Annotated in this window: 14 protein-coding genes; 7 read left to right on the forward strand and 7 right to left on the reverse strand. The window is 39.1% G+C overall.

All coding sequences use genetic code 11. The features are described 5' to 3' along the window. Positions 1-14: 14 nt before the first annotated feature. The 3 genes from IWX76_RS03170 to purL all read right to left on the reverse strand — a co-directional run bounded on the left by IWX76_RS03170 (position 15) and on the right by purL (position 6,883). On the reverse strand, positions 15-2,204 hold the full coding sequence (locus IWX76_RS03170) for a catalase (protein WP_196858421.1): 2,190 nt from the start codon (positions 2,202-2,204) through the stop codon (positions 15-17). Positions 2,205-2,227: 23 nt separating this feature from the next. After that, complete coding sequence (locus IWX76_RS03175; RefSeq protein WP_196858422.1) at positions 2,228-2,779, reverse strand: YciE/YciF ferroxidase family protein; 552 nt, start codon at positions 2,777-2,779, stop codon at positions 2,228-2,230. Positions 2,780-3,226: 447 nt separating this feature from the next. Continuing rightward, entirely contained in the window at positions 3,227-6,883 is a 3,657-nt protein-coding gene (gene purL / locus IWX76_RS03180; protein ID WP_196858423.1) for a phosphoribosylformylglycinamidine synthase, read from the reverse strand. A gap of 155 nt (positions 6,884-7,038) precedes the next feature. Between purL and IWX76_RS03185 the strand changes: the two genes are divergently transcribed. Beyond that, a complete protein-coding gene (locus tag IWX76_RS03185) occupies positions 7,039-7,860 on the forward strand; it encodes an ATP-binding protein (protein WP_196858424.1) in 822 nt (273 codons plus the stop codon). A gap of 495 nt (positions 7,861-8,355) precedes the next feature. Further along, positions 8,356-8,517 (forward strand): hypothetical protein, encoded by a 162-nt coding sequence (locus tag IWX76_RS03190; protein ID WP_196858425.1) that lies wholly within the window; start codon positions 8,356-8,358, stop codon positions 8,515-8,517. A gap of 77 nt (positions 8,518-8,594) precedes the next feature. Here IWX76_RS03190 and IWX76_RS03195 read toward each other — a convergent pair whose 3' ends face one another. From IWX76_RS03195 to IWX76_RS03205, 3 genes are all read right to left on the reverse strand, one after another. Then, a complete protein-coding gene (locus tag IWX76_RS03195) occupies positions 8,595-9,608 on the reverse strand; it encodes a zinc-binding alcohol dehydrogenase family protein (RefSeq protein ID WP_196858426.1) in 1,014 nt (337 codons plus the stop codon). Further along, positions 9,605-10,630, reverse strand: a complete 1,026-nt coding sequence (locus tag IWX76_RS03200) for an aldo/keto reductase (protein WP_196858427.1) — start codon at positions 10,628-10,630, stop codon at positions 9,605-9,607. Before IWX76_RS03200 ends, IWX76_RS03195 begins: the two co-directional genes overlap by 4 nt. Positions 10,631-10,701: 71 nt before the next feature. Then, on the reverse strand, positions 10,702-12,357 hold the full coding sequence (locus IWX76_RS03205) for an alpha-L-fucosidase (RefSeq protein ID WP_196858428.1): 1,656 nt from the start codon (positions 12,355-12,357) through the stop codon (positions 10,702-10,704). Positions 12,358-12,823: 466 nt separating this feature from the next. On the opposite strand from IWX76_RS03205, the gene IWX76_RS03210 reads away from it, so the two are divergent. Beyond that, positions 12,824-13,708 carry a helix-turn-helix domain-containing protein gene (locus tag IWX76_RS03210; RefSeq protein WP_196858429.1) on the forward strand — a complete coding sequence of 295 codons (885 nt, stop codon included), beginning with the start codon at positions 12,824-12,826 and terminating at the stop codon, positions 13,706-13,708. Positions 13,709-13,722: 14 nt separating this feature from the next. Here IWX76_RS03210 and IWX76_RS03215 read toward each other — a convergent pair whose 3' ends face one another. Then, a complete protein-coding gene (locus IWX76_RS03215; RefSeq protein ID WP_196858430.1) occupies positions 13,723-14,709 on the reverse strand; it encodes a 2-hydroxyacid dehydrogenase in 987 nt (328 codons plus the stop codon). 169 nt (positions 14,710-14,878) lie between these two features. Here IWX76_RS03215 and IWX76_RS03220 point away from each other — a divergent pair, with 169 nt between their 5' ends. Genes IWX76_RS03220 through IWX76_RS03235 form a run of 4 tightly spaced genes read left to right on the forward strand, consistent with a single transcriptional unit; the run spans position 14,879 to position 18,853 of the window. Beyond that, positions 14,879-15,763, forward strand: a complete 885-nt coding sequence (locus IWX76_RS03220) for a glycosyltransferase family 8 protein (RefSeq protein ID WP_334641089.1) — start codon at positions 14,879-14,881, stop codon at positions 15,761-15,763. Position 15,764: 1 nt separating this feature from the next. Then, positions 15,765-16,541 carry a glycosyltransferase gene (locus tag IWX76_RS03225; protein WP_196858431.1) on the forward strand — a complete coding sequence of 259 codons (777 nt, stop codon included), beginning with the start codon at positions 15,765-15,767 and terminating at the stop codon, positions 16,539-16,541. Between the two features lie 15 nt (positions 16,542-16,556). Continuing rightward, the gene (locus IWX76_RS03230) at positions 16,557-17,507 is read left to right on the forward strand and encodes a hypothetical protein (protein WP_196858432.1); all 951 of its coding nucleotides are present in this window, start codon (positions 16,557-16,559) and stop codon (positions 17,505-17,507) included. Positions 17,508-17,512: 5 nt separating this feature from the next. Continuing rightward, positions 17,513-18,853, forward strand: a complete 1,341-nt coding sequence (locus IWX76_RS03235) for a flippase (protein ID WP_196858433.1) — start codon at positions 17,513-17,515, stop codon at positions 18,851-18,853. Positions 18,854-18,858 lie beyond the last annotated feature (5 nt).

The raw sequence follows: 18,858 nt of genomic DNA on the forward strand, positions 1-18,858 counted from the left end.
AAAAACGTGGATGACTAGGCAGGCACCTTTCTTGGTAACTCACGCTCCCAGAAACGATGTTGCGCAATAGCGGCAATAAATTGTTTAGTCAACTTCGCCGTATCGTTACTGATCACAATACCTTCCGTTAACACGCTAACATCACTAAAATCGTCAGGTAATTTCTTACTGAAATACGTGGCTTCCAGAACTTGTAAAGCATCCTCATCCGCAGCAATGGCTTTGCAATGTTTGAAAGCTTCGTTTAGAAAGTGAACGGCATCAGCCTCTGCTTCTAACGTAGCAACACTATTGGTACCTCCAGGCACGTAAACGGCATCGTAAAATACCGAAGCCGCAGTTAAGAAAGTATGGTCAACCGGAATCTTTTCATCTTGTTCCGCAATCACAACACCTAACCTGGGTGCAATCACTTCTACAGTAGCACCACCGCTAACTAAAGCATCTTTTACCGTGTTTAAGGAAACGGCATTCACGCCATCCGCTGCCAGGATAGCAATTTTACGACTCTTAATGGTATCCTTAACCGTGTTCAACATGCTTAAGGCATCAGACAACATGATCGAACTTTCTTCATCTACAGGTTGGTAATCTGCTGGATCGGCATCTGCAGGAAAACTCAAATTCATCGGCTGTTCTGGCTCCTGAGGCACATGTAAACCTAAGTTATACGCAACCCCTGCAGCAAGGTTTTTATCCACCTGTGCAATAATGCCAAGCATCCGTTGTCTTATTTCTACACTTCTAACTTTTCCTAATTCAAAAGAAAAAGCATCGATAATGTGGTTTTTCTCTGGATCAGACTGGCTGTTAAAGAACAATCGGGCTTGACTGAAGTGTTCAAAGAAACTTTTACTTCTTCGTCTGATTTTTCTGGCGTCAATCCGTTCATTATAACTGGTAAAACCACCTTCAGCAGCTTTTGCCTGCGCAGGTTGATTATTGGCTATACCATTGGGTCCGTAACTTACTTTGCCCCTGTTAATGGTTTGGCGCATAAATCCGTCGCGCTGGTTATTATGAACTGGAACCACAGGACGGTTAATTGGAATTTCATGGAAATTCGGACCACCCAGACGGATCAGTTGTGTATCGGTATAGGAAAATAACCTGCCTTGTAATAAGGGGTCATTGGTAAAGTCAATTCCGGGAACCACATGACCCACATGAAAAGCAACCTGTTCGGTTTCTGCAAAGAAGTTTTCAGGGTTGCGGTTCAGCGTCATTTTACCGATTCTTTGAACCGGAACCAGTTCTTCAGGGATAATTTTTGTTGGATCCAACAAGTCAAAATCGAACTTAAACTCATCGGCTTCCGGTACTAATTGCACCCCTAATTCCCATTCAGGGAAAGCACCACTTTCAATGGCTTCCCAAAGGTCACGGCGGTGATAATCGGGATCTTTACCAGATATGTTCTGCGCCTCATCCCATGCTACAGAATGTACTCCTAATAGCGGTTTCCAATGAAACTTTACAAAAGTACTTTCTCCTGCTTCATTGATTAACCTAAATGTATGTACACCGAAACCTTCCATCATGCGATAACTGCGAGGAATGGCACGGTCGCTCATTAACCACATGATCATGTGAGTCGATTCCGGCATTACCGAGATAAAATCCCAGAAGGTATCGTGTGCCGATGCGGCTTGTGGCATTTCATTATCAGGCTCTGGTTTAACAGCATGCACTAAATCTGGAAACTTAATCGCATCCTGGATAAAAAACACCGGCATATTGTTTCCAACCAAGTCAAAATTACCTTCCTGCGTATAAAATTTAACAGCAAAACCACGTACATCCCTGGCCAAGTCTGTAGAACCACGTGATCCGGCAACGGTAGAGAAACGCACAAAAACAGGTGTTTCAACTGATGGGTCTAAAAGAAAATGCGCTTTGGTAATGGCCGACTGTGATTCATAAACCTTGAATACACCATGTGCCGCTGAGCCGCGGGCATGCACCACACGCTCAGGGATTCTTTCGTGGTCAAAATGGGTTATCTTTTCCCTAAGGATAAAGTCTTCTAATAATGTGGCACCGCGATCGCCAGCTTTTAGAGAATTCTGATCGTCGTTGATTCTTAATCCATGATTAGTAGTCAGCAATTCACCATCGTCGCTGGTGGTATGTGCGGCTAACTTTGCTACTTTGTCATTTATGTTTTCTGCTGCGTTTGCAGCGTCTTTTTTATTTTTCGCCATGTTTTATTTTCTATTGCTTAGGACTAAGCTTCTTCTGCAGCATTAAAATTGATGTTATTTTCTGCAACGTCTGTTAACAAACGATCTGCATTTTTCTCTTCGGCAAGGGTTTCTTGCAAAATAGTTGCTACCTCTGTTAAGCCTAAAGTAGTTGCCAATTGCGCTAAACCACCATAGGTAGCTATTTCATAATGTTCAACCTTTTGTGAGGCTAAAATTATACCCACATCGCGGGTGGCAGTACCAGCTTCGGTGCTTTCAATAATACCCTCTCCCTCTTTGGTCAGGCCTTCCATGGCGTCACATTTTTTGGCTTGTGGTTTTTCATCCAACAGGTCAAAGATTTTGATCAGGCGTTCTACATGACCTTCGGTTTCCACCAGGTGGTTACCAATGGCGGTAGCTAATTCTGCAGATGTTGCAGAACGTTGCATTTTAGGCAGGTTTTTAACTAAATGGTTCTCTGCCCAATAGATGTCTTTTATTCCATCAATAAATAACTCCATCAATGCTGGCTCTGCCAGAGCAGAGGTTTTGGTGCTGAATTTTAGTTCTGAACTTGATTGTTTTTTCATGGTAAATGTAGTTTGTTTTTCAAAGGTCATGAAGCTATCCAAAGGATGATTTCATGGTGTAAATCATGACTACTATTAAACACAACAGCTTCTTATTTGTTTGGTCGGCATACGTCAAGCACCAATTAGATTACATCCTATTTTGCTAAGCAAAAACTATAGAGGATAAGAAGGACAATATGGCAGATAACATTATTTAAACAGCAGCTAATAATGAGTCAAGATTCACATCAATTAAACTACCTGTAGAGTCCATGTTTTTTCTTAGAAATACTTGGACTCAATACGGACTTAACTTGAACTGAATATGGACTGAGGAGCAGGTATTCTTAACATTCAGGATCACCCGTGTGATGTCATTTGTCAGTATTCCTAAATAAAAAGCCCCCAAACTGTGATTAACAATTTGGGGGCAATAATAGCATTTATATTTATATAAGAAGCTTATTAGGCTTCTAGCCATTCTCTTGCATTTACAAAGGCAGCAATCCATGGGGATACTTCATCCTGGCGACCCGCTGGATAATTTGCCCAGTTCCATTGAAAAATAGAACGCTCAATATGTGGCATCATCACCAGGTGGCGACCAGTTTCATCACACATCATCGCCGTGTTATAGTCAGATCCATTAGGGTTTGCAGGGTAACTTTCGTAACCGTATTTGGCTACTATATTATATTTTTCCTCTGCGTATGGCAATTGGAATTTACCTTCACCATGGGAGATCCAAACGCCAAGTGTTGAACCGGCAAGGCTGGAAAGCATCACTGAATTATTTTCCTGGATGGTTAACGATGTAAAGCCACTTTCGTGTTTCTGACTGTCGTTATGTAGCATTTTAGGTTTTTGCTCATGATCTTCATTGATCAATCCTAGTTCAACGAAGAGCTGGCAACCATTACATACCCCTACTGATAAAGTGTCTTCGCGTTTGAAAAAATTCTCCAAAGCCAGTTTTGCTTTTTCATTGTACAAGAAGGCGCCTGCCCAGCCTTTTGCTGACCCTAAAACATCAGAGTTAGAGAAACCACCTACAGCACCAATGAATTGGATATCTTCCAGGGTTTCGCGACCGGAGATTAAATCGGTCATGTGTACATCTTTCACGTCAAAACCTGCAAGGTACATCGCATTTGCTAATTCGCGCTCCGAGTTACTGCCCTTTTCACGAATTACCGCTGCTTTTGGGCGTGGTTTAGTTGGATCGATGACTGGTTTCTTGCCATCAAAATTTAATGGGAAGCTGTAATTTAAAACGTGGTTTTTATAGTTTTCAAAACGTTCAGTTGCTTTAACCAACCCGCTTTGTTTTTGATCTAATAAGAAAGAGGTTTTAAACCATACATCACGTAAATGATCTACGTCTAAGTTTAATTCACCTGCAGTATCTTTAATATTTAAAGTAGCCGTATTGGTTACCGTGCCAATTTTATGGAAGGCAATACCTTCAGCGGTTAACATAGCCTCTGCCTGCGCATCTGCCTGGAATACCAAAGCAATATTTTCTGCAAACAATTTAGTCACCATGTCCTGATCGCCAAGGGCAGATAAATCTAAGTTGGCACCCAGGTTACGGTCTGCAAAACACAGCTCTAATAAGGTTGTAATTAAACCACCACTACCTATATCATGACCCGCCTGGATATGACCGGCTTTGATTAATTGTTGTAAGGTATTGAAGGTTGTTTTAAAAGCTGCTGCATCAACAACATCAGGGGTTTTTTCACCAACTTTATTTAAGATCTGCGCAAAAGAAGATCCACCTAATTTATATTGATCGCCAGAAAGGTTGATGTAATAGATTGCACCACCGTCTTTCTTTAATACAGGCTCAATGACGTTGCGGATGTCATCGCAATGACCAGCAGCAGAAATAATAACGGTTCCAGGCGAGATCACTTCCTCATCCTTGTATTTCTGTTTCATGGATAGGGAATCTTTCCCTGTAGGGATATTGATACCTAGGCTGATGGCAAATTCAGAACAAGCTTTAACAGCAGCATATAAACGGGCATCTTCACCTTCATTTTTACAGGCCCACATCCAGTTGGCAGAAAGTGAAACACTTGCTAATCCGTCTTTTAAAGGTGCCCAAACCAGGTTTGATAAAGATTCAGCAATGGCATTACGGCTACCGGCAGCAGGATCAATTAATGCTGATAAAGGCGCATGACCGATGGAAGTAGCAATACCGTCTTTACCCTGGTAATCTAAGGCCATTACACCACAGTTATTTAAAGGCAACTGTAAAGGACCTGCACACTGCTGTTTAGCCACTTTACCACCCACACAACGGTCTACTTTATTGGTTAACCAATCTTTACTGGCTACCGCTTCTAATTGAAGCACTTGTTCCAGGTAAGTATTGATTTGTGTTGCATCATAATTAAGCGGCGCATATTTACGGTCGATCGTTTTGTCCTGCATTACCACTTTTGGTGAGCTGCCGAACATATCTTCCATTTTCAGGTCCATTGGTTTTAAACCCGTGGTCGCCGATTTAAAGGTAAACCTGTGGTCGTTGGTAACCTCACCAACCACATACATTGGTGCACGTTCACGGTCGGCAATTTTTTGCAGGGTTGCGGCATCTTCTTTTCCGATCACTAGCCCCATACGTTCCTGGGATTCGTTACCGATTATTTCTTTAGCAGATAAGGTTGGGTCACCAACAGGAAGTTTATCCAGGTCGATCAATCCACCGGTTTCTTCTACCAGTTCAGATAAACAGTTTAAGTGTCCACCTGCACCATGATCATGAATGGATACAATGCTATTGTGATCGTTTTCCACCATACCACGAACGGCGTTGGCCACTCTTTTCTGCATTTCAGGATTGGAACGCTGTATGGCATTTAATTCGATTCCTGTGCCCATGGCACCAGTATCTGCAGATGAAACTGCTGCCCCACCCATTCCAATTCTATAGTTATCGCCACCTAAAACAACAATTTTGTCTTCGGCTGTAGGAGTTGCTTTTTTCGCCTGACTGGCTTTACCGTATCCGATACCACCCGCTTGCATAATTACTTTATCGTAACCCAATTTTCTGTCGTTCTCCTCGTGTTCAAAGGTTAAAACAGAACCCGTGATGAGTGGCTGACCAAATTTGTTACCAAAATCAGTAGCACCGTTAGAGGCTTTAATCAAAATATCTGTTGGGGTTTGGTAAAGCCATTTACGTTCGTCCATACCTCTTTCCCATGGCCTGTCGGTAGTAAGACGTGATAGAGAAGTCATGTATACCGCAGTACCCGCAAGAGGCAAAGAGCCTTGTCCTCCGGCCAGTCGGTCTCTGATTTCACCACCAGAACCAGTAGCTGCACCATTAAAAGGCTCTACCGTAGTTGGGAAATTGTGTGTCTCTGCTTTTAACGAAATTACAGATTCGAAATCCTTAATTTCATAGTATTCAGGCACATCTGCACGTTTAGGTGCGAATTGCTGTACCGTTGGACCTTTAACGAAGGCCACATTATCTTTATAGGCAGAAACGATTCCATTAGGATTCGCTTCAGAAGTTTGACGTATTAATTTAAAAAGAGATACCGGCTGTTCTTCGCCATCGATAACAAATTTACCATTAAAGATTTTGTGGCGGCAATGCTCAGAATTCACCTGGGAGAAACCGAAGACCTCAGAGTCGGTCAGTTTACGACCTATCTTTTCGGAAAGATTATTTAAGTAATCTACTTCTTCCTCGCTAAGTGATAAACCTTCTAGTTTATTATAAGCCGCAATATCTTCAATTGGAAGAATGGCTTCAGGCTGGATACGAATGGTAAAAAGATCCTGATTAAGCTCCTGGTATTTTTGAAATAACATAGGGTCGAAATCGGTGAAATCAGCATCCACTTTCCTGAACTCTTCAATCCTTAAAATACCTTTAATGTCCATGTTCTGTGTTATCTCCACCGCATTGGTACTCCAGGGAGTAATCATGGCTGCACGAGGACCAATAAAGCTCCCTGTTATGGAAGGTCTCTCTTGTAATTCGGCACCGTCAAATAGCCAGGTCAATTTACCAATAGCTGCCCAAGTGGTTGTTTTTTCTATTTGTACAGCAAAAACCGTATTACGCTCGTTGGAAAAGAAATATATCATGGTTATATTTTATGGCGCAAAGTTAATCAAAAACTCACGTAGTGCATAACAAGCTACACATATTCTCTATTTACAGTTATAATTGCCCTTGTGCCTGGAATTATTTATATTTAGCTAATTCAATTCATTAACTTTAACCTATTTAGCGCAATACTATGAAGAAATTACTAGGCCTACTCTTTATCACGGCATTAAGTTTTAATGCAAAAGCACAGCACCAGTTGACCAAAATCTGGCAGACGGATAGTGTGATTAACATGCCTGAATCTGTATTATATGATGAAAAATCGGCATTACTTTATGTGGGTATTATGGGTAATAGTTCTGATGCAAAAGATGGCATTGGCAGCATAGGTAAATTGGGCCTGGACGGAAAAATCATTGACCTGGAGTGGGTAAATGGCATGAATGCACCTAAGGGTATGGCGATATATGGTGATAAGTTATATGTGGCTGATGTTACTGACGTGGTAATCATTGATATTCCTAGCGCGAAAGTGGAGAAAACAATGCCTGTTGAAGGAGCCGTATTCCTGAACGATGTTACCGTTACTGATAAAGGTGTAGTATTCATTTCTGATTCTAAAACTAAAAAAATCCACCAACTCCTGAACGGGAAATTAGCCGTATACATGGAAGAAATGGAAGGCATTAATGGCTTAAAAGCTGTTGGGGAACATTTATACATTGCTGGCGGCAAGAATTTACTGAAAGCAGATGCTAAAAAAGGCTTGATTAAAGTAGCTGGTTTACCACAGGGTGGTGATGGCATTGAGCCAATAGGCAATGGCGACTTTATTTTTTCAAGCTGGGGTGGTTATATTTATTATGTGTATGCTGATGGCAGACATGAATTGTTGTTAGATACACACCTGGAAAAAATTAACACTGCTGATATTGGTTATGATCCTGTTAAAAAGATTGTTTATGTACCTACGTTTTTCAAGAAAAGTGTGGTTGCTTACCAGTTAAAATAAGCGCATAGCCTAAACTTTACCACCTAACAGCTTTGTTACGGTATAATTTAAAGCCTGATTAATCACCATATTCATGTGAAGTTAATCAGGCTTTTTTATGCACAAGTTGCACCTGCCGGCTATAAAAGGCTAAGATTATGAAACTTGGTTTATTCCGCTTGCGATATAAAATTAGGGAATAGTATAACCTATTTTTCAACGTCAGGATGGAGCAGGTTGCTGTGTTTTTTAGAGGTTTTATTTTTGGGTAACCAAATGTAAATTCTGATTATACTAAAATGAACAGCTTAAAACCATTGCCTGGATTAATAATAACCTTGAGCGGGAAGCCGATATTAATGAAATAACGCTCAAATTAAATAATTTCAGGAGCCGTAGTTATCCGCTAAGGATTACCATTGATGAAAGGAAGCCTTTAATGGTTTAACAGCTAAAACATTAGGTTATTACACGATTAAGCTTAAACCACAACTCGGTAAAAACCTGAAAATTGAGTTGCTTGACGCCACCGCCCTGGAAGCTAAAGATGCTTTTGGCATGGTGGAGATCACCGGCAAAAAGCTTGACGACGGCGTAACAAGAAATGATGCCCATACAAAAGGGCGATTAAGTATTGTAGAGGTTGAAATTTATGAAGAGGGCCATGCTGAAGACTAAACCCCTGTCGTGTAGAGCGGCTATGCAATGGTTAAATTAATTGCCATCAGCTAGCAACTGGTGGCTTTTTTATGGAGCTACGAAAAGTGGATTAATGCTTTTACTACCGTTTCACCAGGTTGTCTCAACGAGGAGAACTGTTCCTTAACATCTTCAAAATCAATTCGATGCGTAATGTAATTTTCGGTCTGTATATCGCCATTTTTGATGGAGTTAATGACATGCTCAAAATCTTTAGGTAATGCATTTCTGCTACTCATCAGCGTTGCCTCTCTCTTATGAAACTCAGGATGATTAAATGAAATTTCCTGTTTTTGTAAACCTATCATCACATATCTAGCTGAATGTGCAAGATAAGTGAATCCACATTCAATTGCTTGTAAGTTTCCAGTACAGTCAAAAATTGCAGTTGGCATTTCACCATTCGTCAACACGGAGAGTTGAAGGTATGTATCTTCGGATACTGCATGAACTGTATCAATAAAACCCATTATTTTTCTGCAAAATTCCAGCTTTTCAATAGCTACATCCATGATGATCACCCTTCCACCTGCTATCCTAACAAAGTCGGCTGTAGCGAGTCCAATCGGTCCAGCGCCAATAATAAGCACATTTTCCCCTGGTAAAACGTTTGCTTTGGCGACACCATGAGCACCTATAGCCAATGGCTCAACTAAGGCTAACTGATCCGGTTCTAGCCCATTACCATGAATAAGTAAGTGATTTGGAACAGAAATATATTCCTGCATTCCACCGTCAGAATGCACGCCTATGACGTTCATCGATACGCAACAATTAGTTTTGGAGTTTCGGCAGGCAATACACTTTCCACAATAGATATAGGGACTTACAGTAACCCTATCCCCTACTTTAAACAATTCGCTACCCGTTTGTTCAATCCTTCCAGCAATCTCGTGCCCTAGTATTCTGGGATAGTTAAAAAAAGGCTGATTACCACCGAAAGCGTGATAATCTGTCCCACAAATACCCAATCTTTCTAGTCTCAAAATAGAATGCCCCGCGTTTTCCAGGGGCTCTTTTGTCTCCACCATTGCGAATTCACCTGGTTTTACACATATTAAACTTTTCATCGCAAATAATCTTTAATTAATCCTTCTTCCTGCATTGCTTCCCAAAAAACTGTGGGAATCTTTGTTTCAATCATAGTGATATTACTTTTAACCCGCTCCGGCCTGCTGCTACTTAAGGCAATGCTGCCCACTCCAGGATAATTTAACCCAAATACCGTGCATACCGCTGCAGGGCTGACATTATAATCCTTACAAATCCTAAAGAAAGTTGTTCGCCAATCCAATAAGGATGAACCTTCAGGGCTCTGGGGATCAACAGGAGCATAATTATAAAATTCCCCACCTGTGAGGAAGCCGCCATTGAAAACAGCCGAATTAATAACATGAACACCTCTAGCACTCAGTTGGGCTACAAAATCAATAAGCTCCTGAGGATGGGAGTAAATGGTAAGGCTATTGGCAATCATTACCCAATCCAATTCTATATCATTTGAAATCTTTTTAATTACCCTCCAGTCTTTGGCACCTATGCCAACCGATAGCACTTTTCCAGCTTTTTTAAGCTCATGTAGCGCAGCATAAGCGTCAAGAATTTGATGGTATCGGATTTCATAATCTTCGTTTGACTTAACTTTTGATAAGTATTCGTCCGGATCATGCACCGAAACTATTTGCGCATTATATTCGCCTAAAAGTTCGTTTCCCTGATTAAAACAATCTAGTATCCCTTGATAACTGATTCTTTGCACAGCATCGTGTGTCAATCTTTTCCAAACACCCGGCTCAAAAGTAGGCTCATCAGTTTCTAGCTTAGTTCGGAACCAGCCTAATTTATTACTAATAAGTATTTTAGATGGATGAACACAGAGGTTATTTAAACTTTTACCCAAAGCCTCAAGCGCCAATCCGGCACCATATTTACCAGCGGTGTCGAACATGGTAAGTCCAGAAGAAGCTGAAACAGCTTCAGAAACGATTTGCTGTTTAACTTGATCATCAAGTTTAATATATAAATTTCCAAGGCTACTGGTGCCAAATACTACTGTCGGATACTTCGTTATTATCTTATTTTTGTATATCATCACATTAACCTATAAATACCAATAACCTTATTAGGCTTCAATTATAATTCAAGTTGTTTATGTACGATTATTTATGAAATTTTGATCACATAGGCATAGTCATTCTTTAAGTTGCTTTCGGGAAGTTTTACAGTTAAACCTGAATCCCCATGTTCATACCCTAACGTACCTTCATAACCAAGAAGTTGTATGCTATTAATCTTTGTCTTAAGAAAACCTTTTCCCTTACCCAGGCTTTTAATCAGTAAACTTTTTTCTTGCGGAGAGCCGAGTATAATGGCATAAAGTATAGCTCCCTTTTTAGTAAATCTGATATCTTCCGAAGTATATGGTTTATTTTTCCCCTCATTAAAACCTTGGGCAGTTAATGGAGCTGCATTAACTGTGGATGGTCCTTCTCCGAATACATCCCATGGACGGCTGCCGTAAATAGCTTCTTTGTTAACTTCCATCCAGCTTCCAATTTCCTCTACAACTTTTAGTTCATCAGTATCAATAGTACCATCTCCACGCATTGGAACGCTTAATAAAAGGTTCCCATTTTTACTGACCACATCTACAAGGGTTTGAATAACATTTTTTGCCGTCTTATAACGATGCTGATCAAAAACACGCTTATCGTAATGCCAGCTACCAAGACAGGTACAGGTTTGCCAGGTTGTAGGTTCTATTTTGTCGCTCTGGCCTCGTTCTATATCCCAGATCATGCATTTCCGTTGTTCCTCATCCAATATTTTCCCAGTAATTACCGCTTTAAGCGATCCATGTTTTTTTATGCTATTATTATACATGTGCGAAGCTATTTTCAACCCTACATCACTAACAGGCCACATGGGCAAAGCAGTGTCATCAAAGTAAACAAGCTCTGGCTGATATTTATCTATTAATTCTACAGTACGCTTAAAGAACTTCTCGTTGTAGGCTTTAGTTGGAACGGACACGCCATTGCCCCAATTCCATTGTTTATGGATCATTCCATTGTCGAGGCTATTTTCACTCAATGGATGATCCTGGGCATAGAGTTCCTGTGGATCGTACCCTGCCCACCATTTTCCTGCTCCGTCTTTCTTAGTTACTTTTCCATCATATGGAACACCTGCCATATCGCCGTTTTTATCCGAACGCTGCGCGGTTTCAAACCAGCTCCATGTATGTGCAGCATGCACGCTCACGCCAAAATTTATTCCATGTTTTTTAGCTGCTTTTGCCCAGCCGCCAACAATATCTTTCTTTGGACCCAAATTTAGAGAGTTCCATTTTTGGTATTTGCTTTCATAGAGATCGAAATTATCATGGTGGTTAGCCAAGGCTACAAAATATTCTGCTCCTGCTTTTTTGTATAGGCCAACCAAATAATCAGGATCCCATTTGTCAGCCTTCCATTCATTGATGACATCCTTAAACCCGAATTTTGAGGGGTGTCCATACTTTTCAATATGGTATTTATACTGATCACTACCTTCTTCATACATACCCCTGGCATACCAATCACCCCGTTCAGGCTGGCATTGTGGGCCCCAGTGAGCCCATATTCCAAATTTAGCATCTCTATACCATTCTGGTACTTTATAATTTTTCAAAGAATCCCAGCTAGGCTCGAATGGAACTTTAGCAAACTCGCCTGGCATGGAAGTCCCAAGGACCATATCTCCTGCGGCGATAGCATTAGCAAGCCAAAAAGATGGAATAATGGTTGCTAGTGTTTTAAGGAGTGTTCTTCTTTTCATACTTCATTTTAGGTTAAACTGATTAATATATAATAATCCTTTGGAGTAAACCAAAGCATTAAATTCGTAATATTTGGCTTGAAATACATGGAGAAAACTATATGCTTAAGCGACTTTTCATAGAATGAAAAACAAACTTGCATTTAAAATGAAAACAAGAATCACGAATAAAAGAAATTCGACACAAATACATTTGGTTAGAGGTTTCTTCGGATTTAAAATTACAAAGTAACTAAAGGCTATTACTGATCACCAATTTGTCTAATTATTTAAGATTATAGTACTTCTTAATCGGACTAGCCGGAGCAGCTTTTCAAATGTAAACACATAAATACCCTAATATTTGAATTAATAAGACTTTTTTTTATACAGAACCTACTTTTACGATGCTTCCTAAACAAGAAAAAAATGCTATAATTGATAATCGTTATCACAGTATTGATCATCTTGAAATAAATACGAACCAATGGTGAAAAGAATTCTGAAGCACAACTTCTCCTTACTTAACATTGATTATGTACATCTTGGTGAAAAATGGAATTACAAAAACGTGATAAGCCCATATTTTCGGATTTATTATATCGATCAAGGATTTGGTGAGATTTCTGATGTTTCAAGCAGTTTAGTCCTTGAACCGGGATACCTATACATCATTCCAAGTTTCACCCTCTGTAATCTCTCTTGCACAGGGAATTTAAGTCAGTATTTTATTCAGTTTTTTGAAGAAACACCAGACGGAATATCTTTATTTATGAATAACCGTTCGATAAGTCGCATTAAAGCAAATGCAATTGACATTAGTAATTTCTCTAGATTAGTTAAAATTAATCCAGGACGAGGCATAAATAGATCTGATAACCCTCAGGTATATGAAAAAAATATTTTCTACAAGGAATACCAGGAACTCAACAACGAGCAAAATATTTCGACATTTCTTGAAACACAAGGTATATTGCTGCAATTAGTATCACGCTTCATGGCTCCGTCAGTATTTAAACCCAACGAGACCCTACAAATCCATGCGAAAATAGTTGATGCAATGAGTTACATATCATTAAACCTAAGTAATCAATTGACGGTCGCACACCTTGCCAACAGAGCAAATCTAAACACGGACTATTTTTCACGTCTGTTTAAGCAATTTAGTGGAGGCCGGCCCATTGATTACATTCAGGAAAAAAGGATTGAAAGAGCACAATATCTCCTTGTAACTTCCCAGATGACATTTAGCCAAATCGCCGGGATGACAGGATTTGACAACATTTTCTATTTCTCCAAGATTTTCAAAAAAATTACAGGATTGTCACCAGGTAAGTATAAAAAGCAGGCAGAATCAGTAAGTGGACATTAATGTATTGCTGAACACTAGACCCCTACCCGATTAACCAGTGCGGTCTTCTTTTCAAAGGCCTCTATATTTTGATAGGTGATGGTAGCAATTTGCTCCATAGCCTCCTTGGTAAAGAAACCCTGATGAGAAGTGATGAGTACATTTGGAAAAGAGATGAGCCTGGTAATGAGCTCGTCGGCAATAACAGCTTCGGAATGGTCATTAAAAAACAACTTGCTTTCCTGTTCATAAACATCGATACCTAAATACCCTAGGCGACCATGTTTAAGGGCACTAATCACATCGGCCGTTTCGATTAATGCGCCACGGCTGGTGTTAATTAACATGGCCCCTTTACTGAATAATTTCAAAGTTTCCTTATTAACCATATGTAGGGTGTCGTCATTTAATGGACAGTGCAAAGACACGATATCGGCATCACAAAGGGTTTCTTCTAAAGTGCCGTAAGTTACGCCAAGTGCTTCCATTTCTGCGTTGGGATAAGGATCGTAGGCGGCAATATGGCAGCCAAAACCCTTAAGTATCCGGCAAAATGCCTGACCGATATTACCGGTACCTATAACTGCTACTTTACGTTGATGAAGGTTAAAACCCATGAGCTTTTCAAGAGAAAAGTTTCCCTCCCGCACCCTGTTATAGGCTTTATGTGTCTTTCTGTTCAGCGTTAAAATTAAGGCCATGGCGTGCTCTGCAACAGCCTCAGGTGAATATGCCGGCACACGAAGTACCACAATACCCAGCTCTGTAGCTTTTTTAACATCGACATTATTGAAACCCGCACAACGAAGGACAATCAATTTAACGCCATTTTCTGCGAGGTCTGTTAATACGTCCGCATCTACGCGGTCGTTAACAAAAATACATATGCACTCAAATCCATTACTGAGGTTAACAGTTTTGGAGTCAAGTGGTGCGGTATAAAAGGTGAGTTCGTGCCCTGAATTAAATCGGGTGAAATACTCTTCATCATATTGGTAGGTGCTAAAAACGGCTATTTTCATTGGTCTTTGTAGTTGTTTATGAATGATGCTTTTCTCCTTAAGAAGTCTGTTGTAAGTTAGTTAGATAAATGGTTTATCAGAGAATTTTAAAAGACGATTTATTTATTGCATTTTTATAGCGATTTGACTATTGAATGAATAATGATTACCTCTGCAACCCGTCTATAAATTGGAAAGAATTACCTTAGTAACAGTATGTGACAACCACTATGCGGTTATGCTTGCGGCTTTAATTAAATCAATAGCGGTAAATCACACGAGTAACACTCAAATTGAATTATTTATCGTAGACGATCACATTGATAAAAACAATAAGTTAAAAATTGTTAATTCTCATACCAGTCCTCATGTTACGCTTAGCTGGTTGCCCATTGAACAGGTTATCCCTAACAACCTTAACTTACCTTTTGACACTTCTACATTTCCTTTAAACGTTTATATAAGAATATTAATTTCACATTTCATTCCAGACTATTGCTCAAGAGCAATATATCTTGATGTGGATATGATAGTAAGGAAAGATCTTTTGCCATTATGGGAAACTAACCTCAATGACAAAATAATTGCAGGTGTAGTTGACCGGTCTGAGAAAGTGAGTAGCCCGTGGGGCGGAATACCCAATTATAAAGAATTAGCGCTGAATCCAGAAAGTAAATACTTTAACAGTGGATTACTCATTATTGATGTGGTAAAATGGAGGGGTACCGATTTATCTGCAAAAATTTTAGAATGTATTGCTTACAATAAACAGCATGCGGGTTTTCCAGACCAATATGGGTTAAATGTAGTATTTGCCGATCAGTGGCATGAACTCGACCAAAAATGGAATACGATTTCCGAATCAGATGATCCAGATCCATCAATTATACATTTTATAGGCGTAAAGCCTATTTATCAGAATTATAAAAACAACTTATTTTATAAAAATGAGTTCTTCGACTATTTAAATAAGACTGCATGGAAAGGATACAAACCAACAGCTGGTTATAATCAATTCCTTAATAAGTTATCAAAAAAGCTACAAAAATTGGTTAAAAGCATGGTAAAAATATAATATGGACTATCATTTTAAAGATGTATCGCTACTGATCACCCATTATAATCGCAGTGAGTCGTTAGAAAATTTATTGATTGCATTTAAATCACTAAACTGCTTTTTTCAAGAAATTGTAATTTCTGATGATGGAAGCGCTGACCTACACCTAAATAGGATTAAGGAATTAAAACAGGCATTTGATTTCAAATTGGTTACTTCAGCACAAAACCAGGGATTAGGGAATAACCTTAATAAAGGGCAAGCGGCGGTAACTTGTGGACTGACCCTATATATACAGGAAGATTTTATCCCAACAGCCAAATTCCCAGAAGAATTTCAAAAAGCATTGGCCATTTTTAATGAGCAGCAAGACCTTGACATCATCCGTTTTTATGCCTATGTGAAATACCCTTATTTGGAAAACTATAAAGATGGCTATTCTTTAATGTACATTAAACCTTGGCATGCAGACTACCAAAAGATCTATTATTATAGTGACCACCCACATTTGAGAAGAAGCAATTTTAATAAGAAATTTGGCAAGTATGCAGAGGGTATAAAGGGAGATCGCACAGAATACCAGATGTGCGTTTCCTTCATTCAGAAGAAAGGAAAAGGATTGTTTTATAACGATTATCAATCTTTATTTGTGCAGAAAAATTCAGAAGCAGAACCTAGTACCATGACACGCACAAACCTTACACAAAGCCGGAACCCCTTTATTACAGCTTTAAGATATGTTTACCGACAGCTGAAATACAATTATGATATTAATTTCTATAAGGCACACCATTAATAGATTTAGCCAGACATGTTTAAAAAAATTATAAATAAAATACTTAGTCTCTTGGTGAGGATAAGATATGGAAAGCTGCCAGTTAATTTGTTTTACTATTATCGCGATACCTATTACTGCCAGTTGGTCCAGTTGCAATACCTGTTAAAGGACTATGTCATTAAGAAAAAATACAAGTCATTATATTTTCATGGAGAGTTTGCGCCCGAACTTCAGTTCGCCTTACCTTTCGCATACTGGCACTATAAAAATGGAACACTTAAAAGCACACATGCTTCCAAGCTAACCAAAGAGCTGTATTTCTTTTCGCCCCATCATGAAGAAATTTTTACCGATAGGAATAATGAAGGCAATTACAATTACGAAATGCCAAGGATTCTTTACAGTCAGGATTACGACATGAAAAAGTGGGCACCAGTACCTTTAAAAGAAACCTATAAAAATGAGATTTATGTTTTCGAGAAGCCCATGCTGGTTATTGCCAATAGGTATAATATGGAATGGGAAGGTCCACCAATAAGCTTTTTTAGCATTGACTTATTAGATCAAATCATTAAAGAATTAAAAGACAAGTATACGATCGTTTATAACCGCCCTAGGCCACAAAATATCACAATGGATAACAGTGATATTTATGAATTAAACGAATATGAATGGCTGTCCGTGACACACCCTGATGTAGTTTTAATGGAAGACTTGTACCAGGAAAATAAAGGGAAAGCAAATAATTACAATCACTTTCAATTGATGGTCTATGCAAATGCTGATCGGTTTTTGTCTATACATGGTGGAACAGCAACGCTGGCCAGTTATTTCGGTGGAATAAATATTGTGTTATCAAAGCAAGGACCTGAACATCATTTTAAGTGTTATGAAAAGCTATATCCTATGTTTTCAGGTGCGAAGGTTTTACACGCGAAAACGGAAGAAGCAGTTCTTTCTTACATCAAAGAATATTATAACTAAGCCAAATGAAGCCTAAAGTAGAAAACCATTATTGGTTAAAGTCTGGTTTTATTAATGTTATCCAAAACTTTTCAGGTGTATTTTTTGGATTTGCGAGCTTCTACTTTTTGGTAAGGGTATTAACCAAACACGAGTTTGGTGCCTGGACATTGTTTATGGCGACAGTGACCATATTAGAGATCTTTAGGAATGGTTTGATTCAAAATGCGTTGGTAAGGTTTATTTCCTCGTCTCCCTTAGCAGAACATCATAAAATAACTTCGGCATCTTTTACCATTAGTGGTATATTAACACTGGTTTGCATTATAGCTAATCTACTTTTTGCGCACCAGGTTGCACTGATCTGGAAAACAGAGGAATTGGAAACCATGTTCTATTTGTTCAACATTGTTTTTGTTTTATCAGGTATATTGACCCAATTTAACTGTATTGAACAGGCAAACCTCAACTATGCTGGCGTATTTATCACCAACTTCATCAGGCAATCATCCTTCTTCATTTATGTGTTGGTTTGCTTTTCATTTGACATCAAGATAAGTTTAATCAACCTCCTCTATATCCAAATAATTGGTGTCTTTGCAAGTGCAGTTGTAGCTTATTATTATGTGAGACCTTACCTTAAAATAACTTTTAAACTGTATCCTGAATGGATTAAAAAGTTGTTTAATTATGGGAAATATGCTTTTGGAACCTCAGTGAGCTCCATTCTCTCTACCACAATCGATCAAATGATGTTAGGCGTGATGTTATCGCCTGCTGCAGCTGGTTCGTTTAATATCGCTGTTAGAATAACTAACCTTATCGAGATCCCAACTAATGCCGTAGCGACCATTGTATTTCCACAAAGTGCCAAGCGGCTGGAAGCTGAAGGTGTTGAGGCCATAAAATACCTTTACGAGAAATCTGTTGGCGTAATTCTGGCGATATTAATACCAGGAGTGCTGATCATTTTTCTATGCTCAGATTTCGTTATCCATTTTATTGCAGGCGGTAAATACGATGATTCTATTCCTTTATTAAAAGTAACCTTACTGTATTGCATATTGATCCCTTTCGGCAGACAATTCGGCACCATATTAGATTCCATCGGTAGAACAAGAACAACCTTTATTGTCGTGGTCATTTGTGCAACGATAAACTTGAGTTTGAATTATTTATTCATCCTAGAAATGGGTGTAATTGGAGCAGCCTATGCAACACTTGTGTCGAACGTTATTGGGTTTATGATCGCTCAAACGATCCTTAAGAAGGAATTAAATGTCAATCTACTTAACACCTTTATATACGCTTATAAGTTTTACCCTGAATTTTATTATAAGTATATATCAAGAAGCAAAAAAGCGTAGCGATA

The organism is Pedobacter sp. CAN_A7 (assembly GCF_015752175.1).
Classification (GTDB): Bacteria; Bacteroidota; Bacteroidia; order Sphingobacteriales; family Sphingobacteriaceae; genus Pedobacter.